The organism is Comamonas sp. Y33R10-2 (assembly GCF_019355935.1).
Taxonomy (GTDB): Bacteria; Pseudomonadota; Gammaproteobacteria; order Burkholderiales; family Burkholderiaceae_C; genus Comamonas.
Genome location: NZ_CP079925.1, coordinates 791646 through 817374 on the forward strand (window position 1 = coordinate 791646; position 25729 = coordinate 817374).

The 25729-nt window shown below is 57.3% G+C and carries 27 protein-coding genes; 12 read left to right on the forward strand and 15 right to left on the reverse strand.

The genetic code is table 11. The features are described 5' to 3' along the window. Positions 1-280: 280 nt before the first annotated feature. Complete coding sequence (gene mog, locus KUF54_RS03515; RefSeq protein WP_219345289.1) at positions 281-886, reverse strand: molybdopterin adenylyltransferase; 606 nt, start codon at positions 884-886, stop codon at positions 281-283. Then, positions 879-1556, reverse strand: coding sequence for a ribosome biogenesis factor YjgA (yjgA, locus tag KUF54_RS03520; RefSeq protein WP_219345291.1), 678 nt, complete (start codon positions 1554-1556; stop codon positions 879-881). The genes mog and yjgA overlap by 8 nt, the downstream gene beginning before the upstream one ends. Positions 1557-1621: 65 nt before the next feature. Here yjgA and pmbA point away from each other — a divergent pair, with 65 nt between their 5' ends. Further along, a complete protein-coding gene (pmbA, locus tag KUF54_RS03525) occupies positions 1622-3043 on the forward strand; it encodes a metalloprotease PmbA (RefSeq protein WP_219345293.1) in 1422 nt (473 codons plus the stop codon). Positions 3044-3103: 60 nt separating this feature from the next. Here the strand turns inward: pmbA and KUF54_RS03530 are convergent, their stop codons facing one another. Beyond that, positions 3104-3457 carry a winged helix-turn-helix domain-containing protein gene (locus KUF54_RS03530; RefSeq protein ID WP_219345295.1) on the reverse strand — a complete coding sequence of 118 codons (354 nt, stop codon included), beginning with the start codon at positions 3455-3457 and terminating at the stop codon, positions 3104-3106. Between the two features lie 121 nt (positions 3458-3578). Here KUF54_RS03530 and KUF54_RS03535 point away from each other — a divergent pair, with 121 nt between their 5' ends. The 3 genes from KUF54_RS03535 to KUF54_RS03545 all read left to right on the forward strand — a co-directional run bounded on the left by KUF54_RS03535 (position 3579) and on the right by KUF54_RS03545 (position 7133). Continuing rightward, complete coding sequence (locus KUF54_RS03535; RefSeq protein WP_255576276.1) at positions 3579-4106, forward strand: hypothetical protein; 528 nt, start codon at positions 3579-3581, stop codon at positions 4104-4106. Positions 4107-4206: 100 nt separating this feature from the next. Continuing rightward, the gene (locus KUF54_RS03540) at positions 4207-5121 is read left to right on the forward strand and encodes an EamA family transporter (RefSeq protein WP_219345299.1); all 915 of its coding nucleotides are present in this window, start codon (positions 4207-4209) and stop codon (positions 5119-5121) included. A gap of 218 nt (positions 5122-5339) precedes the next feature. Next, positions 5340-7133 (forward strand): monovalent cation:proton antiporter-2 (CPA2) family protein, encoded by a 1794-nt coding sequence (locus KUF54_RS03545; RefSeq protein ID WP_219345301.1) that lies wholly within the window; start codon positions 5340-5342, stop codon positions 7131-7133. Positions 7134-7217: 84 nt separating this feature from the next. Here the strand turns inward: KUF54_RS03545 and KUF54_RS03550 are convergent, their stop codons facing one another. From KUF54_RS03550 to KUF54_RS03580, 7 genes are all read right to left on the reverse strand, one after another. After that, positions 7218-7664 (reverse strand): GatB/YqeY domain-containing protein, encoded by a 447-nt coding sequence (locus tag KUF54_RS03550; protein WP_219345303.1) that lies wholly within the window; start codon positions 7662-7664, stop codon positions 7218-7220. A 227-nt stretch (positions 7665-7891) separates the two neighbouring features. Further along, positions 7892-8104 (reverse strand): 30S ribosomal protein S21, encoded by a 213-nt coding sequence (gene rpsU, locus KUF54_RS03555; protein WP_099736161.1) that lies wholly within the window; start codon positions 8102-8104, stop codon positions 7892-7894. A gap of 164 nt (positions 8105-8268) precedes the next feature. Further along, a complete protein-coding gene (locus tag KUF54_RS03560) occupies positions 8269-9207 on the reverse strand; it encodes an EamA family transporter (protein ID WP_219345305.1) in 939 nt (312 codons plus the stop codon). An 8-nt stretch (positions 9208-9215) separates the two neighbouring features. Next, positions 9216-10256 (reverse strand): SDR family oxidoreductase, encoded by a 1041-nt coding sequence (locus tag KUF54_RS03565; protein WP_219345307.1) that lies wholly within the window; start codon positions 10254-10256, stop codon positions 9216-9218. Continuing rightward, positions 10253-11182, reverse strand: a complete 930-nt coding sequence (locus KUF54_RS03570; protein ID WP_219345309.1) for a bile acid:sodium symporter family protein — start codon at positions 11180-11182, stop codon at positions 10253-10255. The genes KUF54_RS03565 and KUF54_RS03570 overlap by 4 nt, the downstream gene beginning before the upstream one ends. A gap of 24 nt (positions 11183-11206) precedes the next feature. After that, positions 11207-12658 (reverse strand): NAD(P)/FAD-dependent oxidoreductase, encoded by a 1452-nt coding sequence (locus KUF54_RS03575; protein ID WP_255576277.1) that lies wholly within the window; start codon positions 12656-12658, stop codon positions 11207-11209. Between the two features lie 12 nt (positions 12659-12670). Next, on the reverse strand, positions 12671-13510 hold the full coding sequence (locus KUF54_RS03580; RefSeq protein WP_219345311.1) for an SDR family oxidoreductase: 840 nt from the start codon (positions 13508-13510) through the stop codon (positions 12671-12673). Positions 13511-13614: 104 nt separating this feature from the next. On the opposite strand from KUF54_RS03580, the gene KUF54_RS03585 reads away from it, so the two are divergent. Continuing rightward, positions 13615-14376, forward strand: coding sequence for an IclR family transcriptional regulator (locus KUF54_RS03585; protein ID WP_219345313.1), 762 nt, complete (start codon positions 13615-13617; stop codon positions 14374-14376). Between the two features lie 58 nt (positions 14377-14434). On the opposite strand, the gene KUF54_RS03590 is transcribed toward KUF54_RS03585, so the two are convergent. Together KUF54_RS03590 and KUF54_RS03595 are read right to left on the reverse strand one after the other, a co-directional pair. Beyond that, positions 14435-15703, reverse strand: coding sequence for an NAD(P)/FAD-dependent oxidoreductase (locus KUF54_RS03590; protein WP_219345315.1), 1269 nt, complete (start codon positions 15701-15703; stop codon positions 14435-14437). A gap of 54 nt (positions 15704-15757) precedes the next feature. After that, a complete protein-coding gene (locus KUF54_RS03595) occupies positions 15758-16366 on the reverse strand; it encodes an SMI1/KNR4 family protein (protein ID WP_219345317.1) in 609 nt (202 codons plus the stop codon). 120 nt (positions 16367-16486) lie between these two features. On the opposite strand from KUF54_RS03595, the gene KUF54_RS03600 reads away from it, so the two are divergent. Then, entirely contained in the window at positions 16487-16987 is a 501-nt protein-coding gene (locus tag KUF54_RS03600) for an acyl-CoA thioesterase (RefSeq protein ID WP_219345319.1), read from the forward strand. 57 nt (positions 16988-17044) lie between these two features. Here KUF54_RS03600 and cobA read toward each other — a convergent pair whose 3' ends face one another. The 3 genes from cobA to KUF54_RS03615 all read right to left on the reverse strand — a co-directional run bounded on the left by cobA (position 17045) and on the right by KUF54_RS03615 (position 19864). Beyond that, on the reverse strand, positions 17045-17836 hold the full coding sequence (gene cobA / locus KUF54_RS03605) for a uroporphyrinogen-III C-methyltransferase (RefSeq protein ID WP_219345321.1): 792 nt from the start codon (positions 17834-17836) through the stop codon (positions 17045-17047). Positions 17837-17846: 10 nt separating this feature from the next. Then, positions 17847-18842 carry a DNA-binding protein YbiB gene (ybiB, locus tag KUF54_RS03610; RefSeq protein WP_219345323.1) on the reverse strand — a complete coding sequence of 332 codons (996 nt, stop codon included), beginning with the start codon at positions 18840-18842 and terminating at the stop codon, positions 17847-17849. Positions 18843-19051: 209 nt separating this feature from the next. Next, complete coding sequence (locus tag KUF54_RS03615; protein WP_219345325.1) at positions 19052-19864, reverse strand: enoyl-CoA hydratase; 813 nt, start codon at positions 19862-19864, stop codon at positions 19052-19054. Between the two features lie 108 nt (positions 19865-19972). Here KUF54_RS03615 and KUF54_RS03620 point away from each other — a divergent pair, with 108 nt between their 5' ends. From KUF54_RS03620 to KUF54_RS03645, 6 genes are read left to right on the forward strand one after another with little or no spacing between them, the layout of a single operon-like run. Further along, on the forward strand, positions 19973-20764 hold the full coding sequence (locus KUF54_RS03620) for an SDR family oxidoreductase (protein ID WP_219345327.1): 792 nt from the start codon (positions 19973-19975) through the stop codon (positions 20762-20764). Between the two features lie 18 nt (positions 20765-20782). Then, positions 20783-21736: a Zn-ribbon domain-containing OB-fold protein gene (locus KUF54_RS03625; protein ID WP_219345329.1), complete on the forward strand. Its 954-nt coding sequence runs from the start codon at positions 20783-20785 to the stop codon at positions 21734-21736. 13 nt (positions 21737-21749) lie between these two features. After that, entirely contained in the window at positions 21750-22856 is a 1107-nt protein-coding gene (locus tag KUF54_RS03630) for an acyl-CoA dehydrogenase family protein (protein WP_219345330.1), read from the forward strand. Between the two features lie 12 nt (positions 22857-22868). Beyond that, positions 22869-23285, forward strand: a complete 417-nt coding sequence (locus tag KUF54_RS03635) for a MaoC family dehydratase (RefSeq protein ID WP_219345332.1) — start codon at positions 22869-22871, stop codon at positions 23283-23285. A gap of 31 nt (positions 23286-23316) precedes the next feature. Then, positions 23317-24489: a lipid-transfer protein gene (locus tag KUF54_RS03640; RefSeq protein WP_219346255.1), complete on the forward strand. Its 1173-nt coding sequence runs from the start codon at positions 23317-23319 to the stop codon at positions 24487-24489. A gap of 16 nt (positions 24490-24505) precedes the next feature. Continuing rightward, entirely contained in the window at positions 24506-25687 is a 1182-nt protein-coding gene (locus KUF54_RS03645; protein WP_219345334.1) for an acyl-CoA dehydrogenase family protein, read from the forward strand. Positions 25688-25729: the final 42 nt, after the last annotated feature.

The following is a 25729-nucleotide window of genomic DNA, read 5'->3' on the forward strand; positions in this document are numbered from 1 at the left end:
AAACATGCTAGGTCTGGCGGCGCGACCCTGCATCGGGGCAAGCACCTGCGGGAAATCCCACGTCACACATCAAAATTGATAGCTGCTTATGCCTGTTGTTCATTCAATGGGGGTGCTTTTCTCAGTGAAATCTATGAATAAATGGCGCTAACTGCTTTGATTTGGATAGCGGTAGCAGCGAAGAGACTACCCAATTGCTGCAAGCAGGCAGGCATGAAAAAAGCAGCCCTTGGGCTGCTTCGCAGATTGGTTTGGCGCGGATTGCACCCTTGATAGCAATTTATGCGGTGCGCGGTGCGCGAATCGCGCTCTTGGGGCGAAAGGCCTTGCAGACCGCATCATGAGTCTCAAAGTAAGGCCCGCCAATCAGGTCGATGCAGTAAGGCACGGCGGCAAAAATGCCGTTGACCTTTTGCGTGCCGTTCGCGTCTTTCAGGCCTTCTAGCGTCTCAGCAATCGCTTTGGGCTGGCCGGGCAGGTTGATGATCAGGCTGCTGCCGCGAATCACCGCCACTTGGCGCGACAGGATAGCCGTGGGTACAAAGGCCAGGCTGATTTGGCGCATTTGCTCACCAAAGCCGGGCATCTCTTTGTGGGCTACGGCCAGAGTGGCCTCAGGCGTCACATCGCGCAGGGCGGGGCCGGTGCCGCCGGTGGTCAGCACCAGTGAGCAGCCTGCGTCCACCAGCGCTATCAGCGCGGCGCTGATGCCGGCCCGCTCATCGGGAATGAGGCGGGCTTCAAACGTGATGGGGTTCTTCAGCGCACGGCTCATCCAGTCCTGCAGGGCGGGCAGGCCCTTGTCTTCATAAACGCCGCTACTAGCGCGGTCGCTGATGGAGACGATGCCGATTTTTACGGCATCGTGCAGAACTTTCTCACTCATCGCTGTCGTCGGCGGCGCTGGTTTTGCCTGCCTTGGCCAGTTGCTCGCGCACCAGCTGGAACAGGTCGCGATAGGCGCGGCCCTTGCTGACTTCCTTGGGCGCTGCGTCAGGGCCGGCGGCCTGTGCGGCAGCAGCTGCATCGGCCTTAGCTTTTTCCAGGTCCTTACGGGACTGGCGAATCAGCGAGCGCAGTTGCTGCACATCAGTTTCTGGGAAGTGCTCCAGCCAAATGGCTAAAGCATCGTCTTCCAAGACCAAACGATCGCGCCACTGCTCGGAGACTTGTAGCGACATCTTTTCGGTGGGCGAGCCGTTGCGTTGCTCTTCCAGCGCTTGCTTGACCGAGTTGAGCTGCTCATCTGTGAGCTTGCGCATGAGCTTGCCCACGTACTGCATTTGACGGCGCTTGCCTTCAAAGTTGGTAATGCGCTTGGCTTCAGCCAGAGCATCAACCAACTGCTCGGAGATTTGCAGGCGCTTGAATAAGTCGCTGCGCAGCGTCAACAACTCCTTGCCCAGATCCTGAAGCGCATCACTTTCACGCTTGAGGTCGGTCCTGGTGGAGTCGTAAGTGCCTTTGAGTTCGGCTTTGAGTTCGACATCAAGTTCGCTGCCTTCAGCAACGAACTTACCGCGAACAAAATAGCCTTTAGTGGGTTTGCGTGACATGGTAAGGGGGCAATATCAGTGGCAGCACAGGGGGCGCTGCAGTGGCGGCTATCATATCCGCCGCTATGAAAAAACCTCGCTCCAGCATTACAAGCACTTCTAGTGCACAGGCCCAATCTGAACCGCAAGCCGGTTTTAGCTTTAGCCAATCCTTTTTTGAAGGTCTGGTGGACCAGGCTCTGAAACACGCCAAAAAGCTGGGTGCTACGGACGCCGGAGCCGAGGCTTCCGAGGGCTGCGGCCTCTCGGTCAGCGTGCGCAAAGGCTCGCTGGAGACCGTGGAACGCAACCGCGATAAGTCGCTTGGCGTGACTGTGTATTTGGGCCAGCGCCGTGGTAATGCCAGTACTTCAGACTTTTCTGAAGCTGCCATTGCTCAAACCGTGCAAGCGGCTTACGACATTGCTAAGTTCACTGCCGAAGACCCGTTTGCCAGCTTGCCTGATAGTGCCGACATCGCGCTGCCCGGCACGCACCGTGATCTGCAATTGTTCCACCCTTGGGACATTAGCAGCGAAGCCGCTGCCGAAATGGCGCTGCGCTGCGAAGAAGCGGCATTCAAGACCCATCGCCGCGTGAGCAACAGTGAAGGCGCTGGTGTCTCGGCCCAGCAAAGCCACTTTTTCACCGCGCACACCAATGGCTTTCGCGGTGGCTACGCCAGCTCGCGCCACAGCCTGTCGGTTGCGCCCATCGCCAAGCTGCCTGGCAAGAACGGCGAAATGCAGCGCGACTACTGGTATAGCTCCATGCGCAATGCGGCTGATCTGGCGTCGCCTGAGGCCGTGGGCCGCTACGCCGCAGAGCGCACGCTAAGCCGTTTGGGGAGCCGCAAGATTCCAACGACTGAATGCCCCGTGCTGTTCGAGTCGCCTCTGGCTGCGGGCTTGTTGGGTGGTTTTGTTCACGCCATCAGCGGCGGTGCGCTGTACCGCAAGAGCAGCTTCTTGTTAGATTCCTTGGGCAAGCCTGTGTTTCCCAAGCACATTGACATTGAAGAAGATCCCTTTATTTTGGGCGGCAAGGGCAGCTCACCATTCGACGAAGAAGGCGTGCGTGTGCAGGCCCGTAAGGTGGTGGATGCTGGTCGTGTGGAAGGCTATTTCCTGTCCAGCTACTCGGCGCGCAAGCTGGGTATGAAGACCACAGGCAATTCGGGTGGTTCGCACAATTTGGTGATGACATCGCGCCGCACCAAAGCGGGCGATGATTTGGATGCCATGCTCAAAAAGCTGGGCACGGGCCTGTTCGTGGTCGAACTGATGGGCCAAGGCGTGAACTACGTGACCGGAGACTACTCGCGCGGCGCTAGCGGCTTCTGGGTGGAAAACGGCGAAATTGCATTCCCCGTGGATGAAATTACTATCGCTGGCAACATGAAAGACATGTTCAAGGGCATCCAAGCCATTGGTGCCGATGCCTACAACTACGGTGCCAAGACCGTGGGCTCTATCCTCATCAATCGCATGAAGGTGGCGGGCAGCTAGGCTGCTTGAACTCACAAAAAAAGCAGCCTCGGCTGCTTTTTTGTGGATTGCTTAACGCGCTTATTTCTCAGTCGCGGCCTCCAAAATGCAGGCGGAGAGCTTTTCAAAATGCTTGTGCGCATCAGGGCTCAGCTCAATTTGCTTGCGACGAGCATCTTCGGTATCGGCCAGCAAAATCCAGCCTTTTTGGCGCATGGATTTAAGGCGTGTATGAATCGTGGCAGGGGACCCCAGCTCGCGCTGCGCCATCAGGTCGCGTACGCACAAGCGCTCGTGGCGTGTGCCCGCGTTGGCAATTTGCTCCAGCAAGCGCTCTTCAAGCGGATCGAGCGCCGGAAGCAGTGGCAGGTTGCGAATAGTGGACGCCAGCTGCAAAAAGCGCAGATAAATATCGGCAGACAGTGACTTTGGCATGAAAGATCAATGACAGAGATGGGTTCGCCAGTAAATAGCGAGTTATTGGCACCCATAATACTGCGCAGATTGCAAGCAATGTCGGTGACTGGCTATGAAGAACATTTGGACACATTTTGCAATGGCCGCGATCACGGCCATTTTGTTTCTCATCATGCTGCAGCTCAATATGTGGTTGTTCTCGTGGCTGGAGTTTACCGCTGGGGTGAACTGGATCTATCTGCCTGCAGGTGTACGCATGCTTTGCACCTTGCTTTTTGCAGAAGCAGGGGCTGTCGGTTTGCTTGCTGTCTCTTGGTTTGTTTGTTTTTATTACTTCTTTCCAGATAACTGGGCGCGTTCATTTACGGGCGGCATCGTGGCTACGCTAGCTCCTTATGGGACATTTTGCATAGCGCGCCACTGGCTGGGCTTGGGTTCATCTTTGAGTCAGCTCACCCCCACGCGATTACTGGCGCTGAGCGCTATTTATGCGTTTGCCAATGCCTTGCTGCATGCGGGCTTGAACCTTGTTCTGGGCGACGGGGTGCAGTTAGGGCAATTCTTCGTCATGATGGTTGGCGACTTCAACGGAACCCTGATTGTTCTCTACGCCTTTAAAGCTTTGCTGATGCTGCCAGCCAAAGTGAATCGTTATGAGCTTAAGTAAGCCCAAGCGAGTTTCTTTTTGCTATTTTGACCTTGAGGCAACTGCTGCATTGGCATACTCAAAGTCTCTCTTTTAAAAGTCCGTAGCAGCGATCCGTGTCATGAGTTCTCCTTCCCAGCCTGCAGGCATGAGCCGCATCGATTGGTTCAGCGCAATTGTCGTCATCGTGGTTTGGGGGCTTAATTTCGTTGTGATGAAGTGGGGCTTGGACAAAATCTCCCCGCTGCTTCTGTGTGCGCTGCGCTTTGCTGCAGCATCATTGCCTCTGTTGCTGTTTGTCCGGCCCCCAAAAAATCTCTCGTGGAGCTTGCTCGCGGCTTATGGCTTAGTGCAGGGCGTGGGGCAGTTTGGTTTGCTGTTTACGGGTATGAAGCTGGGCATGCCTGCGGGCATGGCTTCGGTGGTGCTGCAGACACAGGCATTCATCACCATGCTGATGGCGGCTGCGTTTTTAAACGAAAAGCCAAGGTCTTGGCAATGGATAGGTTTGCTCATTGCCATTTCTGGGTTGGTGCTGATTGGTACGGCGCATGGCGATGGAGCATCAGACATGACTTTGACGGGGTTTGTGCTGACCGTGGGCGCAGCTTTTATGTGGGCCAGCTCAAACCTGCTGACACGCGTGGCGGCCAAACAAGGCTCTTATGAGCCCGTGTCATTCATCGTCTGGACCAGCGTCTTTCCCATCATTCCTCTTGTACTGTTGGTGTGGTGGATGGAGGGCGGGGATGTCATTACAGCCCAGCTTCAATCCATTGGCTGGAAGGAAGTCGGTGTGATTGCCTATTTGGCCTTTTTGTCTACTTTGCTGGGCTATGGCTTGTGGACGCGCTTGCTGCAGCGCTATGCCGCCAGCACGGTAGCCCCCTTGTCGCTGCTGGTGCCGGTGATTGGCCTGTTGTCCGCCATGCTCCTTTTGGGTGAGTCACCGAACAAGCTGCAATGGTTTGGTACGTTAGGCGTGTTGCTGGGCATGGTGGTGAACCAGTTTGGCGGGCGCTTGATGCGGCGCTGAAGCTTTGCTTATGGCTGAGCCTGTGTGCAAGCAGTTGCATACAGGCTTTTTTGTGAGCGCAATGTGCGCCTGCCTACAGTCGGCCGGGTAAGCCGCTTTAGCTTGAGCTAATAGCGTGCTTGTATGCTTGAACCGGCTTATGCCCTTTGCATATTTACTGTTCGGTGTGAAGTGGCTGCTTATTAAATATTTAAAAACATAACAGACAAGGAAAGCTTATGGCAGCCGAAGGCAGTGCAAGCCAGTTGGTAGGAATCGTCACCTTGCTGGGTGCTGCGGTGATTGGAGTGCCGCTGTTCAAGCGCCTGGGCTTGGGCGCGGTGCTGGGCTATCTTGCTGCAGGTCTGGTGATTGGCCCTTTTGGCTTGGGTTTGCTGACCGATGCGCAGACCATCATTCATGTGGCCGAGTTGGGCGTGGTGATGTTTTTATTTGTCATCGGGCTAGAGATGAAGCCTTCCCACCTTTGGGGGCTGCGTGGACAAATCTTTGGGCTGGGCAGCATGCAAGTGGTGCTATCGGCACTCTTGCTCACAGGGGTTGGCATCGCTTTTGGTTTTTCTTGGCAGGTCGCATTTGTCAGTGGCGCAGGCTTTGTGCTGACTTCTACGGCGATCGTTATGCAAGTGCTTTCAGATCGTGGTGACCTGCGCGCACCGCGTGGTCAGCGCATGGTGTCTGTCCTGCTGTTTGAAGATCTGCTGATCGTGCCGCTGCTGGCCGTCGTGGCTTTTTTGGCACCGGCAGAGGCCGCCTCTGCAGCATCGGCATCACCCCTGTGGCAGCGCATCGGTATTGCTCTGCTGTCGTTGGCAGTGTTGGTTGTGGCAGGGCGCTGGCTGCTCAACCCTATGTTTCGCATTCTGGCTCGCTCCAAGGCGCGCGAGGTGATGACGGCTGCTGCTCTGTTGGTGGTGCTAGGTGCTGCGCTGCTCATGGAGTGGGGCGGTTTATCCATGGCCATGGGGGCTTTTGTTGCGGGGGTGCTGCTTTCTGAGTCTAGCTTTCGCCATCAACTAGAAGCGGATATTGAGCCCTTTCGCGGCTTGTTGCTAGGCCTCTTTTTCTTAGGTGTTGGCATGGCGCTGAACCTAGAAGTTGTGGGTCGCAACTGGCCGCTTATTGTGGGTGGTGTTGTGGCCATGATGCTTGCCAAGTCGCTGTGCATCTATGTGGTGGCTCGCATATCCAATAGCTCCAATGCGGAAGCGATTGATCGTGCCATCTTGATGGCTCAGGGTGGTGAGTTCGCATTTGTGCTGTTTACTGAAGCGCTCAAGCTAAAGGTTTTGAGCCCAGAGGTGAATGCGAATATGACGGCCATAGTGGTGCTGTCTATGGCATTAACGCCTTTGGTCATCGTCATGCATCAGCGCATGGCGCGTGCTGAAACGGTCTCCACTGAAGGCGTGGACGTGCCGCAGGATTTGCAAGGCAATGTGCTCATCATCGGCTTTGGCCGGATAGGGCAAATCGCCAGCCAAGGCTTGCTTGCCAAGAGCGTATCTATCTCCATTATTGACAACGACCCCGACACGATTCGCTCTGCGGCGCTCTATGGCTTTAAGGTGTATTACGGCGATGGCGCACGGGCCGATATCTTGCATGCCGCGGGTGCGCATCAAGCGCAAGCCATCATGGTTTGCATTAACGATAAGGATGCGACGACGCATATCGTTGAGCATTTGGCTGCTGAATGCCCGCAGGTGCGCGTGATTGTGCGAGCCTTTGATCGCCAGCATGCGTTGAAGCTGATGCAGCTCAATGCGGAGGTGGTGGTGCGTGAAACCTTTGAGTCCGCCATTGTCATGGGCCGCCAGACATTGAAGGTGCTGGATGTGCCCGATGAAGAAGCGGATGCACTTATGGAGGAGGTGCGCAGCCGGGATGCGGAACGCTTTGCGATGGAGGTCGCAGGCGGCACGTTTGCTGGTCGTGCGCTGGTGCTGGGAAATATCGAGCACATTGACCCGCCCCATCATGAGGAGCCTGCTAAAACTGGGGCGTCTTGATCCGCTTTCAAAGAGCGCTAAAGTAAAAAAGCTGCTTGCACCCGATGAAGGGAGTCAGCAGCTTTTTTCATGGAGCCGAGCTGATTAGTTGCTCAGTGCAGCCTTCACTGCGGCAGACACCAGACCCATATCGGCCTTGCCAGCTAGCTGAGTCTTGACGGCGCCCATGACCTTGCCCATGTCGCCGGGGCCGGAAGCACCTAGATCAGCCACGATGGCTTGCACGGCAGCGGTGATTTCGGCGGCTTCCATGCGCGCGGGCAGGTAGACCTTGAGCACTTCGACTTCGGCTTTTTCAATGTCGGCCAAATCCTGGCGATTGGCGGACTCAAAAGCGGTGATCGAGTCTTTGCGCTGCTTGAGCAGCTTGTCGACGATGGCGATGATGGCTGCGTCGTCCAGCTCAATGCGCTCGTCCACTTCCTTTTGCTTCATCGCGGCCTGCAGCAGGCGGATGGTGCCCAAGCGCACGCTGTCCTTGGCGCGCATGGCAGTCTTCATGTCTTCGGTAATCTGGGCTTTCAAGCTCATAACTCTCTCCTAGTGAAGGGCCAAGGCGAAATCGCACGATGATTTTGTTGCCAGCGCTTAACGTACTGTCTGCGCGCAGGCTTCATGTCCTTGCGCAATTGCACCATGGCTTGAGCGGTCACTGCGCAGTAATCCATTTCGCAGTGGCCAGAAAACAAAAAACCCGCGCCTGGCGTCCCGAGCGCGGGTTTGCGGCTGTTTTACGGCCGGCTAGTCCTAATCAACGATTAGTACAGCTTCTTAGGCAGTTGCATGCTGCGAACGCGCTTGTAATGGCGCTTCACGGCAGCAGCCTTCTTGCGCTTGCGCTCGGCTGTTGGCTTTTCGTAGAACTCACGTGCGCGCAGGTCTGTCAACAGGCCCAGCTTTTCGATAGTGCGCTTGAAGCGGCGCAGAGCAACTTCATGAGGTTCGTTTTCTTTGACGCGGATAGTAGTCATTCAATTTCCAGATATATCTGTGCCGACAGAGGGTTCCCGGGAAGATCGCGCCTAGGAGCCATGAACAGCGGTTTTCCCCGCCACTTTTTAACTAGTATGGCCGACGGGGTAATGCCAGCAAAGTCGAGCATTATAGACTGCGCGGAATGTCTTTGTTGGATAACTCAGAGTTTGACGCCATTTTTTTTGCTCTTTGTCGGCTGAAAAATGCTGGTTCTTAGTTTGCTCAGCAAGCCAATTCCCTGATTGATCAGCATGCCGCACAGCACGATCGCTGCGCCCAACCATTGAAAGCCTGTCGGGTGTTCATCCAAAACAATCAGCGCAGCCAGCAGGCCAATCACAGGCACTAATAATGAAAATGGAGTGACTGTGGCGGCGGGTAAACGCTGCAGCAGTTGGGTCCATAGGCTGTAGGCCAGCAAGGTGGCGAGCAAGGCGAGGTAGCCAATGGCAAACCATGCTGTGCCGTTCATGGCGGATATTTGCCCGGTTACGCCATCCCAGCCGTCTTGCCAGATGGCTAGCGCCGTAAAAGGCAGGATGGGTACCAGACTGCTCCAGACAATAAACGGAAAAGGCGCATAACCCGGCGATGCTTGTGCTGCATGGCGAGTGATGAGGTTGGAGACTGCCCACATCAAAGCGGCGCCCAAGGTGAGGCTAAAGCCCGCAAGTGTCATTTGCTGCGCATCTTGTCCGCGCGCTAGCGCAATGATGACAAGCCCGGCAAAGGTTAACAACAAGCCCAGCCATTGCGCAGTACGCACGCGCTCATGCAACACCGAAGCGGCAAGAATCAGGGTAAAAAAGGCCTGTGTTTGCATGACGACCGAGGCCATCCCTGCTGTCATGCCCATCTGCAAGCCTAAAAACAGCAGGCCAAATTGCCCCAGACCTTGTGCCAGCCCGTACGCCACGACATAGCGCCAAGGCATGGCGGGCGGGCGGATAAACAGCACAAAGGGCAGTGATGCAGCCATGAAGCGCAAAGCACCCATAACCATGGGGCTGAGGGTTTGCAGGCCCAGCTTCATCACCACAAAGTTCAAGCCCCAGATGATGATGACAGCCGCGACGCGCAGCCGGTCTGAAGCATTCATTGAAACACTCATGGTTGAGTGGCCAGCAAGGCTGCGCAAACTGGGCGGCCTTGGGCTTGGCGGGCCGCAACAAAGGCGTCGAAGGCTTGAGCGCTGGTTTTGCGTGGCACGTAGCCCCATGCTTTGAGAGCTGTGTTCAGTAGTACCGGGCGATAGCGCAAAAAGTCAAGCTGCTCTGGGCCATAGCGGGAGATGCCAAGGCTTGAGCCCAGCCACAAAGCGCTGCGCAGCAAACTGGCTGGCAAGTTGAGTGTGTTTTTGCCCAAGCGTGCAGCAATGCCGTGAATGGTGAGAGCACCATCGCCCGCTAAGTTGTAGCACCCGGGTGTAGCACCACTGAGTGCGTGCAAGATGGCGCCCGTCACGTCCTGATCCCAGATAAAGACAAAGGGACTGTCGCTGCCGCGAATGGCCAATAGGCGAGGCTTTTCAAACAGCGCGGTGATTTGGTTGTCTACCTTTTCACCCAAGATAGTGCCTATGCGTAGCACGGTTTGAGCAAGTTGTGGATGGTCGGTACGCCACTGCGCGAGCATTTCTTCAACCAACCGTTTGTGGTCTGAATAGGCAAAGGCATGATTGCCGCGCAGCGCATGGTGCTCTTCCAGCCAAGTGGGATTATCTGCGTGGTAGCCATAGGCAGCGCCACTGGACGAGACCACCACATGTCGCACGCCGCCGGCAACGCAAGCGTTGAGAACGTTGCGGGAGCCATTCACATCCACGTCATATTCCAGCGCGCGGTTGCTGTCTTTGCCGGGGGTGACGATGGAGGCAAGATGCACGACGGTGTCTATGGCGTGCTCATGAATGACGTTGGCTAAAGCGGGGTCACGCACATCCATTTCAGCGTAGTGCACGCCGCTGACGCGCCTGTCGGTGGGTACAGCGCGAACATCAAGGGCGACGACATAGGTGTCTGCGCGCTGGCCCAGAGCCTGCACAACGCTGCGCCCCAAAAAACCATCAGCGCCTGTGATCAAAACCCTCTTGGCTGGCGTTGATGTGGTTGGCGTGAATGTGACTGTTTTAGTTGTGGGAGTGCTCATGCCGCTTCTCCTGTCAGGGCGGCGTGTTTTTGCGGCACTTTTCTTCCCCAGATGGATGCCAGAGCCATGCCCGCAATAATGTCCCAAAAGCCCCAGACCCCGGCCACCACGGCCATGCCGCCAAGTCCGCCAAAAAAGCTAAAGATCAGCACCAGCCCCAAGCCGGCGTTGCGTATGCCGACTTCCATGGTGACAGCGCGGCGCTCATAGTCTTGCAAACCGGTGGCGCGTGCGCACAGGTAGCCCGTGGCAAAGGCAATCGCATCGTGCAGCGCTACAGCCAAAAGCACCACGCCCACATAGTCGAGGAAGAAGCGCCAGTTGCCGGCAATGGCGCCGATGATGAAGCCGACTAGCGCTAAAAAACTCACAATGCCGACCGGCTTTTTGACGCGCTGCGTGATGCGTGGAAACTGGTGTGAGCACCACACGCCCAGCACAAAGGGAATGCCAATGATGACGATGATGTGACCGATCATCTCCATAGGGTCCAGCGCAATGCTTTTGAGCAAGCCTGAGGCCGTGGGGTGTAGCCCTCCCCAGAAGGCAAAATTCAAAGGCATGAGCACTACAGCGAGCGCGTTGGAGATGGCCGTCATTGACACCGATAACGCCACATTGCCTTTGGCTTTGTGAGTCAGGATATTGGAGATGTTGCCCGGTGGGCAGCAGGCCACCAAGATCATGCCCAGCGCAATGCTGGGCCCCACGCCCAGCAGCAGCGTGAGTGCAAAAGTCACTGCCGGCAGTACCAAGAACTGTGCGGCAATGCCCACGGTCATGGCCCAAGGCATGCGTGCAACGCGGCGAAAATCCTCTATTTTTGTGTCAAGGGCGATGCCGAACATTAAAAAAGCCAGCACCGCGTTCAGCAGCATCAGCGAGGCTGGGTTGAAATTCAGCCGAATCTCATCAATAGGCAGCATGGGTAACCTCCCTTTTAATGTTTTTCAGCGCTGCGATTGCAGTGCGCCAGAGGCCGAACGCACGGCGTTGCGGTAGCTGTCTTTGTGCACGTAATACGCCATGCGCTCTAGCTGCAAATAGCTGTAGCCGCCGCTTAGGTCAGGCGATGGGCCCGCAATGGCTTGCTCTAGCTTGGCTGCAGAGGCTGTTTTGTTTTGAAGACCTTTGAAGTAACGCGCGACCAGCTCGGCTTGCTCATAGCGGCCTTGCCAGCCGATGCCGCTGGCCTCGATCATGCCCAGCACGGCCAGGTGCTGGTAGGCCGGCGCAAAGATGTTCATGTACAGCTTGGGTGCCATGCCTTGCCAGTTCAGGTGGGCGTGGTCCATAAAGGGGTAGTGCAGGGCGTAACCCGTGGCCGTGAGCACCATGTCGTAGTCTTGCTGGCTGCCATCTTTGAAGTGCACGGTATGGCCATCAAAGCGGGCAATATCGGCCTTGACATGAATATCGCCATGGCCCAGGTGGTGCAAGATGAGTGAGTTCACGATGGGGTGGGACTCATACATCTTGTAGTTGGGTTTGGGAAAGCCAAACCGGGTCGGGTCGCCCGTGAACCACTTGAGCACCACAGAGTCCATCTTTTGCTTGAGCCAGCGAGGCAGCGGTTTTTTGCCGCCCAGCGTATCGGCCGGTTTGCCAAACACATATTTGGGCACAAAGTAGTAGCCGCGGCGCACCGAGATATCGACGCTTTGCGCGTAGTGCACAGCATCCACCGCGATATCGCAGCCCGAGTTACCAGCGCCGATGATGAGCACGCGCTTGCCCTTAAATTGCTCGGCGCTTTTGTATTGGCTGGTGTGCAGCATTTCGCCCGCAAACTGACCTTCAAATTGGGGAATATTGGGCTCGGCCAGTGTGCCGTTGGCAATCACCACGCCTTTGTAGATGGCGGTCTCTAGCTCGCCTTGTGCATTGCGAATGCTCACGCGCCAAGGGCTGGTGGGGACGTTGGGCTGCACTGGCTCGACGCGCTCGACCCGCACGCCAAAGCGAAAGTGGCGTCGCAGGTCAAAGTGATCTGCAAACGCAGCAAAGTAGCGGCACAGCTCGCGGTGGCTTGGGTAGTCGGCGACATCGTCGGCCATGGGGAACTCGGCAAACTCTGTGGTGCGTTTGCTTGAGATCAGGTGTGCAGACTCATACACCGTGGAGCGTGGATTGGCGATATTCCACAGTCCACCCACATCGCTATAGGCCTCGAAGCCTTGAAAGGGGATGCCCTCTTTTTGTAGATTGCGCGCACCAGCCAGACCTGATGGACCGGCACCAATGAGCGCAATCATTTCTTCGGTGGGCTGGCCGCGCGGGGCTTGCGCGCCCGTTGTTGTGTCTGCGGTTACCGCTGTTGTTGTCGTTGATGTTGAAGTTGCGGCTGTCGTGGGGGGCGGTGCCGTGTGGTTGTCATGTCGCATAGTTTTTGTCTCCGTCATTTTTAGATCTCTTTAGCGCTTAACTGGTGGTTGGCTGAGGCCGGGAATGGCGGTAGCGCCTGCCTCGCCCACGCGGGGTTTGCGTGGCTGTTTGGATAGCAGTTTGTCGTGCAGTGCATCGGGCAGGCAAGCGAGCAAACGCGAAAGCCAGCCAATACGCCGTGGCAAAACAATGTGCTCGCGCCCCTGGGAAATGGCTTGCAGCATGGCTTTGGCGGCTGCGTGTGGCTCCATCAGCCCCGGCATGGCAAATCGGTTGCCAGCTGTGAGGTTGGTGCGCAAATAGCCGGGGCTTACGGTGTACACGCGAATGCGGCTGGTGCGCAGTTCGGCGCGCAGGCTTTGCAGGTAGCGAATCAGGCCGCCCTTGCTGGCGCAGTAAGCCCCATTACCGGGCATGCCGCGCCAGCCCGCAATGCTGGCCACGCCTACTAGTGCGCAGGCGGCATCAGGCTGCTGGCGCAGCGCCTGTAAAAAAGGCTGAAAGGTGGTGGCTGGGCCTAGCAAGTTGATCTCTAACATGCGGCGAAGCACCGCCAAATCATCTGCTTGTGCGGTATCAAAGCCACCTGCCACGCCGGCATTGGCAATCACCAAGTCGGGCAGGCCCACGTGAGCTAACCAGTCTGCGGCAACTTCTTGCATGGCTTGGGAGTTGGATACATCCAGCACATAAACGCCGCATTTCTCAGGTGCCAGCGCCGCCAGCTCATTGAGTGCTGTGCGGTGCAGGCCCAGCAGTGCAATATGGCTGCCCTGCGCAATCAGCTCGCGAGCCAATGCTTGGCCTAGCCCACCACAGGCACCGGTCAGCACTACATTGCGAAAGCGCGGAGCAGTCTTCAAGTTCATGTCTCTTGCCTGCGGTTGTTGATTCAAAGGGGCGTATTTGCACTCTAGGAGAAACTTGCAAAGTCTCGGAAAATTTGATTGATTCGTCTCGGATTCTGAGATTTATGCAAAACAAAACCACTGCCAGCCCCGGGCTGAAACTGTTTGATCTGCTGGAAATTCTGGCGCGCGAGTCTAGGTCGTTGACCCTGGCTGAGGCTGTTGCCGTCAGTGGCTGGCCCAAGCCCAGCGTGCACAGACTTTTGATGCAGCTGGAAGCCGGAGGTTTGCTGGCCCGAGAGCCCGATGGCCGCCGTTACGCGCTGGCGCCGCGCATGTTGCGGCTGGCAGAGGCTGCGCTGACGGGAAGCACCCAGCAAGGCGTGCGCCATGCAGTGCTGCGCCAGTTGGTGGCCGAGATTGGGGAGAGCTGCAATCTGACGACACTGTCGGGAGTCGAGGTGGTTTACCTTGATCGCATTGAGTCCGCATTTCCGCTGCAAATGCATTTGCGCCCTGGTACACGGGTGCCTGTGCATTGCTCGGCCAGCGGCAAACTCATACTGGCCCATATGTCGCCCAGCCAGCGCACCAGTTTGCTCAATGGCCTGCCTTTAGAGAGTTACACCGCCACCACGCTTACGAATGTGGATGCGCTCAATGACGAGTTTTTACGCATTCGCAAGGTGGGCTATGCGGTCGATGCGCAGGAGTTTGTGGATGGGCTGGTCTGCGCCGCAGTTCCTGTTTTCAGCCCCGATGGGCGCAACGTGCGCTGCGCCGTGGCACTGCAAGCGCCAGTGGCGCGCATGACGCTGGCGCAGGCGATTGAAAAAGTGCCCCGCTTGCAAGTAGCGGCCAAAGCACTCAGTCGCACCTTGATATGAAATTCATAGCTGGTAGTCATTGATATGCAATGACTACAGGCCGATTGGGCACTGATTTTTAAGCGCTGTGCTTCTCTGCCATAGCCTGCGCGCAAGCGGCACCGCTGGCCCATGCCCACTGAAAGTTGTAGCCGCCCAGCCAGCCGGTGATGTCCACCACCTCGCCAATAAAGTACAGGCCAGTCTGGGTCTTGCATTCCATGGTTTGCTGCGACAGCGCTTTGGTATCCACGCCGCCCAAGGTCACTTCAGCTTTTTTGTAGCCTTCGGTGCCCGTGGGCGTGATTTCCCAGCGGCTTAGTTGCTCGGCCAGCTTGGTCAAGGCCTTGTCGCTGGCTTCGTTAATGGGGCGCTGCAACTCGGGCATGCGGCTGACCCACGCATCGGCCAGGCGCGAGGGCAGGTGGGCGGCCAGTTCATTGACCACCAGTTTGCGCGAGTTGAGCTTGGCTTGGGTCAGCACCTCTAGCAAATCCACGCCGGGCAGCAAATTGATTTGAAGCGGTGTGCCGCTCTTCCAGTAGCTGGAGATTTGCAGCACCGCTGGGCCAGACAAGCCGCGGTGGGTGAACAGCAAATCCTCGTTAAAGGCCATGCGCTCTTTTTTGCTGCCGGTGCTGATTTCGACTGGTAATGCCAGACCGGAAAGGCCGGTATAAGGCTGCCAGCCGTCGCCATCAAAAGTCATGGGCACCAAGCCCGGTGTGCGCTCAATCAGCGGCAGCTTGAACTGCTGGGCGATGCGGTAACCCAAATCGGTTGCACCGATTTTTGGAATGCTCAGGCCGCCGGTGGCGATGACGAGATTGCTGGCTTGCACCAGTCCGCGATCCGTATCAATTTGATAGCTACTAGTGCTTGATTCACCTTGACTAGAGGTCGAAAACGCTATTTTTTTGACTTGGCAAGGCTGCCAGTGCTGCACGCCGCCTGCGCTGCATTCGGCCAGCAGCATGGCGATGATGTCCTCGGCTGAGCGGTCGGCAAACAACTGGCCTTTGTGCTTTTCGTGGTGAGCAATGCCGTGCTTGTCCATCAGCGCGATGAAGTCAGCCGGTGTGAAGCGCGAGAGGGCGGAGCGGCAAAACTGCGGGTTCTGTCCCACAAAGTGCTTGTGCGGTGCGCGCACATCCAAATCACGGTTGGTGAAGTTGCAGCGCCCACCGCCTGAGATGCGGATTTTTTCAGCCACCTTGGGTGCATGGTCGATGAGCAGTACTTTCAGCCCTTGCTGGCCCGCACGTGCGGCGCAAAACAGGCCGGCGGCACCGGCGCCAATGATGATGGCGTCAAAAATCTGAGGGGAAACCTGTGAGGTGGTGGACACGGCGGGCAGGGCGCTGAAGCACGAAAAGGAAAGCCGCAGATTGTCCCAGATGGCTCAGATTCCCGGCTCGTCCACAACAAAGCCCCAGAAATCGCCATCGCTGCCTGAGCAATGAATGCACTGGGCGACAAAGCTGCGCATGTCCTTGGCATGAAACCAAGCCAGCCCCAGCGATGCATCGCACAGGGCGTCGGCCTGCTCGCTCAGACTCAAGGCGGCGATGTGGGTCAGCTCCATGTCGGCCAGAAATTCTGGCAAATCTTGGGCTGCGGCAAACAGGTCGTGGTCAAGGCTGGCAATCTTGCCTTGGTGCTGGCCGTGCAGTACTTCTACAAAGGGGTTACCGCCCGGGTCGCTGCCAATTTCCAAAAACCAATCGGCTAGCAGGCTCTCGGCTTGCAGTGATTCGAGGTCGTAATACGGGTCTTGTGCGGCAAAGCTGTTGAGCACGCGCAAATTGGCGTGTGTGTCGTTTTGCACATCGCCGCAGCGAACGTAGGGGCTAACGTCCGGAGTTTCTTCCATGGCCATGACGGAAAAGCCGTTTTGTGTGCGCAGAAAATCGGCATAGGCATCCGAAAAGCCGATATGTGCTTGCAGCGCATGAATGTCTTTTTCAGGGGCTGGCGGTCGGCCAAAAGGGTTGGGGAATAGAATTTGCATCAAAAGTCGGGGCTTGCGTTGGTTGAAGTCAGCAAGACTTATACCCTGCAGCCTGTTGCCGCGTTGGGGTATGCGGGGGCGGCAAGCATGGGTCAGGGATCACTTCTAAAATCGCGCCCCATGAATACTCCTTCTCACCAGCTCAGCATGACTGTGCTCATGTCGCCTGACATGGCCAACTTTTCCGGCAATGTGCACGGCGGCGCCATTCTGAAGCTGCTCGATCAGGTAGCTTATGCATGCGCTAGCCGTTATGCCGGTCGTTATGCGGTGACTTTGAGTGTGGATCAGGTCATGTTTTTGCAGCCCATCCATGTGGGTGAGCTGGTGACCTTTCTTGCCAGCGTCAATCACACAGGCCGCTCGTCCATGGAAATCGGCATCAAGGTGATTGCCGAAGAAATCCGCGACAAGGTGGTGCGCCATGTGAACAGCTGCTTTTTCACCATGGTGGCTGTCGATGACGACAAAAAGCCTGCGCCTGTGCCTCAGTTGCAGCTGGAGAGTGATGAAGAAAAGCGCCGTTGGCAGGCTGCCATCATCCGCAAGGAGCTGCGCAAAGACATGGCCGAGCGTTTTGCCCAGATTCGCGTGGAAACCGGCGCTACTGAAATTTCCTGAACCGAAATGCGCGATTGAAAAAGGCCGCTTGATGCGGCCTTTTTGCTGGGTGCCTGCTCAGGCGACCAGTCGCTGCCCTTGCTCAGCCTGCCATGCGGCAATGCCTTGCACCACATCGCCCACCACGATGATGCTGGGGCTGCCCAGCTTTTCATTGGCGATGCACTGCGGCAAGTCTTTCAAAAAAGTGAGCGCGTGGCGCTGATGGGGCAAGCTGGCATGCTGAATTACGGCTACAGGGGTGCTGCCGGGCAAGCCACTTAGCAAAGCTTCGCTGATGCGCTCAACGCTGCTGACACCCATATAAATGACCAGCGTGAGCTTGGCGGCATGGGCCATGGCGGCAATCTGGCGCCAGTCGGGGCCGCTGTCGCCGGGTTTGGCGTGGCCCGTCATAAAGAGCACGCCGTGGGCGCGGTCGCGGTGGGTCAGTGGTGCGCCCAAGCTGCTGAGCCCGGCAAGGCCGGAGGTGATGCCGTTGATGACCTCTACCGCAATACCTGCCTCGCGTAGATGCTCGACCTCTTCGCCGCCTCGGCCAAAGATAAAGGGGTCGCCACCTTTGAGGCGAACCACGCGCTCGCCTTCTTGCACAGCGGCAATCATGAGTTTTTCAATAAAGGCCTGAGGCGTGCTCTTGCAACCACCGCGCTTGCCCACGTAAACCACGCGCGCTGCTGGGTTGGCGTGGCTCATGATGGCGTCGCTTACCAAATCATCAACAAACAGCACGCTGGCTGCGGCAATGGCTTTGGCTGCTTTGATGGTCAGCAGTTCTGGGTCGCCGGGGCCTGCGCCAACCAGTGTGCAGCTGCTTTGAGAGCGTTGATGGATTGCGGGGGCGGACATGTCAGTGCTCTCAGTCGGGGGTGCGGTTAAAGGCTTGCAGGGCAGCGTGGTTGGCGCCATTAGGGGTTTTCATCGCTTGGTGCATAGCCACAATCTGCTCGACTTGCTGGGCAATGGGGGCGGGAACAGGGCGCTGGCCACGCAAAATTTCTTCAGTCAACTGCGCAGTCTGCTGGGCGTTTAAATCTTGCTCTGGCGGGCTGGGGTCGTTGCTGGATGTGAGTTGGCTGCTATGAATGGCAGAGCGTTCAAAGCAAACTTCGCCGGCAATGATGCCCATGCTGGCGGGTTCGCGGTGTGGTGCCGCCACAGCTTCGCCCTCAGTGCCGCGCACCAGCAAGGCGCTGGTGGCGCGCAGGGCCAGCGTTTGAGCCATGGGCTGAGCATAGGCGGGGTGGGTGTAACTGGCCAGCACCAAACCTGAGTTGCCACTGGTCGCGCCATGAATCGGGTCCAGCAGTTTGACGATGGTATGCGCCGGATTGCGCAGACCCATCTGGCGGCGAATTTGCAGCAGACGATCTAGCGGTGCCAGCAGGTGGCGGGTTGGCATCCAGACTTTTTCTCCGGCCTCAAGTGCAGTGGGGCGGTCAATGCTGGTCCAGCCCAGTTGTTGCCAAACCTCGTCCGTGCCAAGGCGTTTATCGTCGGTATTGCTGCCGTGCACAAGTACGGGCAGGCCTTTTTGTGTCAACAAGCCTGCCAGCAGCGGCGTGAGGTTGGCCAGCTTGCGCGAGCCGTTGTAGCTGGGAATGACGACCACGGGCTGCGCATGCTTGGCCTGTGGCCATGCGGGTAAGCGCTGCTGGGTGGCGTCCAAAAAGCCGGCAAGCTCTTCGCTGCTCTCGCCTTTGAAGCGCATGGCGATGCAAAAACCGCCCAGTTCCAGATCGCTGACCTGACCGTCGAGCACTTGCCCCATCAAATCAAATGCTTGTGCTCGCGTAAGAGAACGCGCGCCCTTGGTGCCGCGACCGATTTCTTTGATGTAGTGGCTGATGCTCATGATTCATGAGATTGTCGCTATAAAACAAGCCGTTTATCAGACGATTTGGTTATATGCAAATCAGCCGTGTTTCGCAGCCACAGCTTTGCTTCGTTCTTTGTAGCAAGGTCTGTTGAGATTGAAGGACAGTTGCTATAGCAGGCGAACATGGCTGTGCAGTTGCGCCATCGTGTTTTAAGACCTTACAGCGCAGTCCTTAGGAGTGATGCTCACTCCCCTTTGAAAACCGCCTGCCGTTTTTCAATAAACGCATTCATGCCTTCTTTTTGGTCTTGCGTGGCAAACAGAATCTGGTTGGCCTTGCGCTCGAGCATCAGGGCGGTGTCTAGTGAGGCATCCATGCCGGCAATCACCACCTCTTTGATCTGCTCGACGGCCAGTGGTGGCATGTTGGCGATCAATTTCGCCATTTTTAATGACTCAGGGATTACCTGATCGTCTGCACAGACTAGGCTGACTAAACCCATGGCGTAAGCCTCTTCAGCGGTCACAGGTTTGCCGGTGAGCAAGATGCGCATGGCCTGAAATTTGCCCACGGCGCGCACTAAGCGTTGGGTGCCGCCTATGCCCGGCATGATGCCGATGCGGATCTCAGGCTGGGCAAAGCTGGCACCTTGGCCGGCAATGATGATGTCGCAATGCATGGCCAGCTCGGCCCCGCCGCCAAAGGCATAGCCGCAGACGGCGGCAATGATGGGCTTGGGGCAGTTTTCAATGGGCGCCCACACGCGTTCGGTGTGGCGCTTCATGATTTCTATAGGGCCGCAGGCATCCATGCTCTTGATGTCGCCGCCTGCGGCAAAGACTTTTTCACCGCCCGTGAGCACGATGCAGCGCACGCTTTCGTCTTGGCTCAGCGCCTGAAATGTCTGCGACAGCGCAGCTTGCAGCGACAGGCTTAAGGCGTTGGTGGCCTGTGGGCGGTTGAGTTTGACGATGACGACCCCGCTGTCTATTCGCTGGATCAGTAGCTCGCTCTCTGCAGGCTCTTCGTTTTCAATAGCATCCAGCAGCGTAGACATAAGGCATCCCAATGGTTTGAACTAGGGCGATGGTCGTTATATGGCTGGGTGGTTACATCGTCCTTTTGGACGTATCTGCGGCGGGTGCTGAAACCTAAATTGGCAGCCATGGATACGAATACCGACTTTCAAAATCAAGTGGTTCTGGTGACTGGTGGCACCAAAGGCATTGGCAAAGGCATTGCGCAGGCATTTCTGGCCGCGGGAGCGACGGTCGTGGTCTGCGGCCGTCAACAGCCTGAGGACTTGCCCGCGGCAGCTGGCCGCACGGCTGACTTCATCGCCTGCGATGTGCGTGAAGCTCAAGCCGTTAAAGACCTGATTGACGAGGTGAAAACCCGCCATGGCCGCCTAGATGTTCTCGTTAACAACGCCGGTGGCGCGCCAGCGGTGGATGCCGCTACGGTCTCGCCCCGTTTTCATGAAGGCGTGCTGCGCCTGAACCTATTTTCCACTTTGCATGCCTCGCAGGCTGCCAATGCCGTGATGCAAGAGCAGGACAGCGGCGGCGTGATTGTCTGCATCGGCTCCATCAGTGCGCTGCGCCCATCACCCGGCACGGCCGCTTATGGCGCGGCCAAGGCGGCGGTGTTGAGCTTAGTGAGCTCTTTGGCCGTGGAGTGGGCTCCCAAGGTGCGTGTGGTTGCAGTCAGCCCCGGCTTGGTGCGCACCGAGCAATCGCATTTGCACTTTGGTGATGACGCCGGTATTGCATCGGTTGCACAAACTATTCCTGCAGGCCGCTTGGCAGAGCCTGAAGACATTGCCAACGCTTGTTTGTACGTGGCATCCAAGCGCGCCTCTTACATGAGCGGCACGAACTTATTGCTGCACGGCGGCGGTGAGCGCCCGGCATTTCTGGGTGCATCGAACGCCGATGTAGCACCCCAAAAACACTAAATTTCAAAGGAGACAATCTTGACCGATCAAGACTGGATGACAGAAGCGCGTGCATTTGTGGGTAAGCAGTACGGGGGTGTTCTCGCCTGGGACAAGGTCAACAGCCCCATGATTCGCCAGTGGTGCGAGTTGATGGGTGTCGCGGTGAAGACCAATAAAGACGGTAAGGTCATCGCCCCTCCCGCCATGCTGCAAGTTTGGTGCATGGAAGGCCCGGTGATGAACAATTACCCACCAGGCTCCACCACCGAAAATCCTTATGAAGTTCTGAAGCTGATTGAGGCCAATGGCTTCTCGTCCACGGTGGCGGTGAACTCCGAGCTGACGTTCGATCGTGACGTGGTGGAAGGCGAAGACCTGTACTACACCACGCGCCTGGACAGCATCAGCGAGCAAAAGACGACCGGTCTGGGCACTGGTTACTTTGTGACGCTGATCATGGATTACTTCTCGATTGCCGCAAAGAACGGCGCAGACGAGAAGGTCGGTCAACTCATGTTCCGCGTCTTCAAGTTCAGCCCCGCCAATGTACACACACCTGCACCGGCTGCAGCAGCTGAGTCGGCAGTGCCCAAGATCAAGCGCCCAGCTCCGGGTGTGAGCGATGACAACCGTTTCTTCTGGGAAGGTGTCAAGCAAGGCAAGCTGCTGATTCAGCGTTGCAAGGACTGCGGTGATCTGCATCACCCACCGGGCCCCGTTTGCCCTAAGTGCCAGTCTTTTGAGTGGGACACCGTTGAAGCCAGCGGCAAGGGAGAGGTCTACTCCTTTGTGGTCATGCATTACCCCGAAGTGCCGCCGTTCGAATACCCCAACCCTGTGGGTTTGATCGAGCTGGAAGAGGGCGTACGCATCATCTCGCAGCTGATTGGCGTCAAACCCGGCGATGTGAAGATTGGTCAGAAGGTGCAAGTCGAATTCGTCACCTTTGATGGCGATCTGACTTTGCCCCAGTTCCGCCCCGTGGCCTAAGTGAGGAGAAGTCATGGACTTTCAACTCAGTGAAGACCAGCGTGCATTTGCAGACATGGCGCAAAGCCTGTTTGCGGACTATTGCACCGATGACAAGCTGCGCGAGCACGATGCCTCGGGTCAGCCTTATATGCAGGAGCTGTGGCAGCAATGCGTGGCAGCTGGCTTGCACAGCATTTTGGTGCCCGAAGCCACAGGCGGACTAGGCTTGGGTGCTACCGAGCTGCTGGCCGTGCTCGAGCAGCAAGGGCGTTCTTTGGCGCAAGTGCCACTGTGGCAGCAACAGGTTGCAGCATCGGCTCTAGCTCAGTTTGGTGAGGGCGCGGATGCGGTGCTGCAGTCGGCAATGCAAGGCGAGTTGATCGCCCTGTCGCTGCAAAGCGTGGTTGCCAGTCGAGGCCCCAGCCTCAAGCTGCAAGGCAATGCGCTGACGGGCAAGCTCAGCGCCGTGGCGCTGGGCGCACAGGCCAATGTGGCGCTGGTGGCTGCGGCCACTGAAAGCGGCGCACTGAAGCTGGTGCTGGTCAATCTGCAAGAAGCTGGTGTGCAGCGTGCAGATGCCATGCGTCAAGACTACTGCGGCGTGGCAGATATTTCGTTTAAGCAAACCCCCGTGATGGATGTGCTGGGTGGCCGCGCACTGGAGTGGGTGAGCGAGCAAGCCATAGCCTGCATGGCTGCTTTGCAGCAAGGCGTGACGCAAGAGCAGCTTCGCCGCACTGTGGAGTATGTGACCGAGCGCAAGCAGTTCGATCGCCCTATCGGCACCTTCCAGCTGGCGCAAGGCCAGATGGCGGATGGCTACATCCTCATGCAAGCGCAGCGCAGTGCGCTGTGCCAACTGGTGTGGCGTCTGGATGCCGGATTGCCCTGCGTTCCGCAAGCCCACGCAGTGCGTGCTCAGTCCAACGAGCTAGGCCTGAAGGTTGGCCGCGTGGCGCAGCACCTGCATGGCGGCATGGGCGTCGATGTGACTTATCACATTCACCGCTACATGTTCTGGAGCCGTGCATTGGCGGCAGAGTTCGGTGGCTCTGACTTCCACTTTGAAGCGTTGGGTCAATGGCTGGCTGACAACGACAACCTGGGCTGGAAGTACGACCTGCCCGAAGACCGTTAAGGAGACAACAACATGTCCAATCAATCAATTCGCTTCGAATCGGTCAATGTCGGTGATGAACTAGAGGCCGTTAGCGTGCCTATCACCGTGCCTTTGATTGCCGGTGGTGCTATCGCTACGCGTGACTACTTCCCAGGTCACCACGACCGTGATGCGGCACGTGCGCTGGGCTCGCCCCACATCTTCATGAACATCCTGACCACCAATGGTCTGGTGCAGAGCTTTGTCGAAGGATGGGCCGGCCCTGAGGCTCGCCTGATGGATCTGAAGATTCGTCTGGGTGCGCCCAACTATCCGGGTGACACCATGAAATTCACGGGCTCTGTGACCGAGAAGAACGAGGCCACTCGCAGCGTGCAAATTACGTTGAAGGGTGCCAACTCCATGGGCTCTCACGTCAGCGGCACTGTGCAAGTGGCACTGTCTTAAAACAAGAAGCGGAGACATTCCTGTGAACGATATGAATATTTCCGGTCGCGCCGCCATTGTTGGTTTGGGCGCTACTGAATTTTCCAAAAACTCCGGCCGTACCGAGCTGCGTCTGGCCATGGAAGCCACACTGGCTGCTCTGGCCGATGCTGGCATCGACCCCAAGGAAGTGGACGGTTTTTCCTCGTACACCATGGACAAAGTGCCAGAGTACGAAATTGCCCGTCTGCTGGGTTCGCGCAATGTGAACTTCTTCTCGCAAGTGCCTCACGGCGGCGGCGCAGCTTGCGCCCCAGTGCTGCACGCTGCGATGGCCGTGGCCACTGGCGTTGCCAAGACCGTGGTGGTGTACCGCGCCATGAACGAGCGCAGCTGGTACCGCTTTGGCACCGGCGACTACAACTTTGGCGACAAGCCTTTCTTTGATAGCGTGAACTACGGCTGGTACATGCCTTACGGCTTTCATACGCCAGCCGCTTGGGTGGGCATGTTTGCCCGCCGCTACATGCACGCCTACGGCGCGACCAGCGAAGACTTTGGCCGCGTAGCGGTTGCTGTGCGTGACTTTGCTGCTACCAATCCTGCAGCGTTCTTCTACAACAAGCCCATCACGCTGGAAGATCATCAAAAGAGCAAATGGGTGGCTGATCCGCTGCACCTGCTGGACTGCTGCATGGAGTCTGACGGTGCTGTGGCCATGGTCATCACCTCCAGCGACCGCGCCAAGGATTTGAAGGCCAAGCCCGTCTATATCAAGGGCGCAGCCCAAGGTATGAGCGAAGGTCAGCAATCCATGACTTCCTTTTATCGCAATGACATCACTGACCTGCCTGAGATGGGTCATGTGGCTAACCAGTTGTGGAAGCAAAGCGGCCTGACGCCTGATGATATTCAGACAGCAGTTTTGTATGACCACTTCACACCGTTTGTCATGACCCAGCTCGAAGAGTTTGGTTTCTGCAAACGCGGCGAAGCCAAGGAATTTGTGCGTGCCGGTATGCATGCCCGTGGTGGCCGCCTGCCAGTGAACACCCATGGTGGTCAGCTTGGTGAGGCCTATATCCACGGTATGAACGGCATTGCCGAAGGCGTGCGCCAAGTGCGCGGCAGTGCGGCCAACCAAGTGGGCGGCGTGCACAACGTGGTTGTAACAGCGGGCACCGGCGTGCCTACCAGCGGTTTGATTTTGGGCGACCGAGCTTGATAGAGAAGGGCAAACCATGTTTATTGATTTGACCCCTGAGCAGCACGCACTTCGCCTGAAGTGCCGTGACTACTTTCAAACACTGATGACGCCAGAGCTCAAGGCCCGCATGCGCGGTGCCGAGAGCGGTGATGAGTTTCGCGACACCATCCGCAAGATGGGGCGCGACGGCTGGCTGGCCATTGGCTGGCCAAAGGAATATGGCGGTCAGGGCCTGTCGGCGACTGAGCAGCTGATCTTCTTTGAAGAAGCCAACATCGCAGGTGCTCCTCTGCCTTTTGTGACTATCAGCACCGTGGGCCCCGCGCTCATGGAGCATGGTACCGAAGCGCAGAAGAAGGAGTTTCTGCCCGGCATGGCCACGGGCGAAATCATCTTCGCCATTGGCTATTCAGAAGCCGGTGCAGGCTCAGACCTGGCCGTGCTCAAGACGCAGGCAGAACTCAAGGGTGAACTGCAAACGGGTCACTTTGTAGTGAATGGCCAAAAGCTCTGGACCTCGGGCATTGAAGCGGCTGACTACGTGTGGCTGGCTGCACGTACCAGCCAGGAGCTGGCCCGCCACAAGGGCATCTCCATCATGGTGCTGGACACCAAGGCCAAGGGGTTCTCACACACCTTGATCGAAACCGTGGGCAGCTTCACCGCTGCCACGTATTTCGACAATGTAGAAGTACCTGCAACGCGCTTGATTGGTCAGCTCAATGGTGGCTGGCGCCTCATCACGGCCCAGCTCAACCATGAGCGTCTGGGCTTGGGTGCTTGGTCTGACAAGGTGTTTGCACCCTTCACCAAGGTCTTGCAGTGGGCCAAGGCTAAAGATGAAAACGGCGGCCGCGCCGTAGATCAAGCTTGGGTGCGCCACAGCTTGGCTGAGTGCTATGCACGCATTGAAGCCATGCGCCTGACCAACTTCCGCATTGCGGCGGGTCTGGAAGCGGGAGTTATGGATGTCAGCTTGGCCTCGGCCACCAAGGTCTATGGCTCTGAAGGCGTGATCGAGGTGCTTCACCGTCTGATGGACATCGTGGGCAGCAGCTCTTTGGTGCGTGGTGATTCGGCTGCGGCTTTCCTGATGGGCGAGCTGGAGTTTGAAGTGCGCGCTGCCACGGTGAACACCTTTGGCGGTGGCACCAATGAAATTCAGCGCGAGCTGATTGCGCAGTTTGGCTTGGGCATGCCAAGAGCGCAGCGCTGATGAGCTGCATGCAATGACGTTTGGCCGATCCCGGCAAAGATA

Excerpts from the sequence above, each read along its gene's own strand:
- KUF54_RS03530 (WP_219345295.1), bottom strand. The coding sequence starts at position 3,457 with ATGCCAAAGTCACTGTCTGCCGATATTTATCTGCGCTTTTTGCAGCTG.
- KUF54_RS03570 (WP_219345309.1), bottom strand. The coding sequence starts at position 11,182 with ATGCTGCCTATTGATGAGATTCGGCTGAATTTCAACCCAGCCTCGCTG.
- mog (WP_219345289.1), bottom strand. The coding sequence starts at position 886 with ATGAGTGAGAAAGTTCTGCACGATGCCGTAAAAATCGGCATCGTCTCC.
- KUF54_RS03545 (WP_219345301.1), top strand. The coding sequence starts at position 5,340 with ATGGCAGCCGAAGGCAGTGCAAGCCAGTTGGTAGGAATCGTCACCTTG.
- KUF54_RS03535 (WP_255576276.1), top strand. The coding sequence starts at position 3,579 with ATGGCCGCGATCACGGCCATTTTGTTTCTCATCATGCTGCAGCTCAAT.
- KUF54_RS03595 (WP_219345317.1), bottom strand. The coding sequence starts at position 16,366 with ATGCAAATTCTATTCCCCAACCCTTTTGGCCGACCGCCAGCCCCTGAA.
- rpsU (WP_099736161.1), bottom strand. The coding sequence starts at position 8,104 with ATGACTACTATCCGCGTCAAAGAAAACGAACCTCATGAAGTTGCTCTG.
- KUF54_RS03600 (WP_219345319.1), top strand. The coding sequence starts at position 16,487 with ATGAATACTCCTTCTCACCAGCTCAGCATGACTGTGCTCATGTCGCCT.
- KUF54_RS03565 (WP_219345307.1), bottom strand. The coding sequence starts at position 10,256 with ATGAGCACTCCCACAACTAAAACAGTCACATTCACGCCAACCACATCA.
- KUF54_RS03575 (WP_255576277.1), bottom strand. The coding sequence starts at position 12,658 with ATGACGGAGACAAAAACTATGCGACATGACAACCACACGGCACCGCCC.
- KUF54_RS03635 (WP_219345332.1), top strand. The coding sequence starts at position 22,869 with ATGTCCAATCAATCAATTCGCTTCGAATCGGTCAATGTCGGTGATGAA.
- KUF54_RS03640 (WP_219346255.1), top strand. The coding sequence starts at position 23,317 with ATGAATATTTCCGGTCGCGCCGCCATTGTTGGTTTGGGCGCTACTGAA.
- KUF54_RS03585 (WP_219345313.1), top strand. The coding sequence starts at position 13,615 with ATGCAAAACAAAACCACTGCCAGCCCCGGGCTGAAACTGTTTGATCTG.
- KUF54_RS03550 (WP_219345303.1), bottom strand. The coding sequence starts at position 7,664 with ATGAGCTTGAAAGCCCAGATTACCGAAGACATGAAGACTGCCATGCGC.
- KUF54_RS03620 (WP_219345327.1), top strand. The coding sequence starts at position 19,973 with ATGGATACGAATACCGACTTTCAAAATCAAGTGGTTCTGGTGACTGGT.
- yjgA (WP_219345291.1), bottom strand. The coding sequence starts at position 1,556 with ATGTCACGCAAACCCACTAAAGGCTATTTTGTTCGCGGTAAGTTCGTT.
- cobA (WP_219345321.1), bottom strand. The coding sequence starts at position 17,836 with ATGTCCGCCCCCGCAATCCATCAACGCTCTCAAAGCAGCTGCACACTG.
- ybiB (WP_219345323.1), bottom strand. The coding sequence starts at position 18,842 with ATGAGCATCAGCCACTACATCAAAGAAATCGGTCGCGGCACCAAGGGC.
- KUF54_RS03630 (WP_219345330.1), top strand. The coding sequence starts at position 21,750 with ATGGACTTTCAACTCAGTGAAGACCAGCGTGCATTTGCAGACATGGCG.
- KUF54_RS03560 (WP_219345305.1), bottom strand. The coding sequence starts at position 9,207 with ATGAATGCTTCAGACCGGCTGCGCGTCGCGGCTGTCATCATCATCTGG.
- KUF54_RS03645 (WP_219345334.1), top strand. The coding sequence starts at position 24,506 with ATGTTTATTGATTTGACCCCTGAGCAGCACGCACTTCGCCTGAAGTGC.
- KUF54_RS03540 (WP_219345299.1), top strand. The coding sequence starts at position 4,207 with ATGAGTTCTCCTTCCCAGCCTGCAGGCATGAGCCGCATCGATTGGTTC.
- pmbA (WP_219345293.1), top strand. The coding sequence starts at position 1,622 with ATGAAAAAACCTCGCTCCAGCATTACAAGCACTTCTAGTGCACAGGCC.
- KUF54_RS03580 (WP_219345311.1), bottom strand. The coding sequence starts at position 13,510 with ATGAACTTGAAGACTGCTCCGCGCTTTCGCAATGTAGTGCTGACCGGT.
- KUF54_RS03615 (WP_219345325.1), bottom strand. The coding sequence starts at position 19,864 with ATGTCTACGCTGCTGGATGCTATTGAAAACGAAGAGCCTGCAGAGAGC.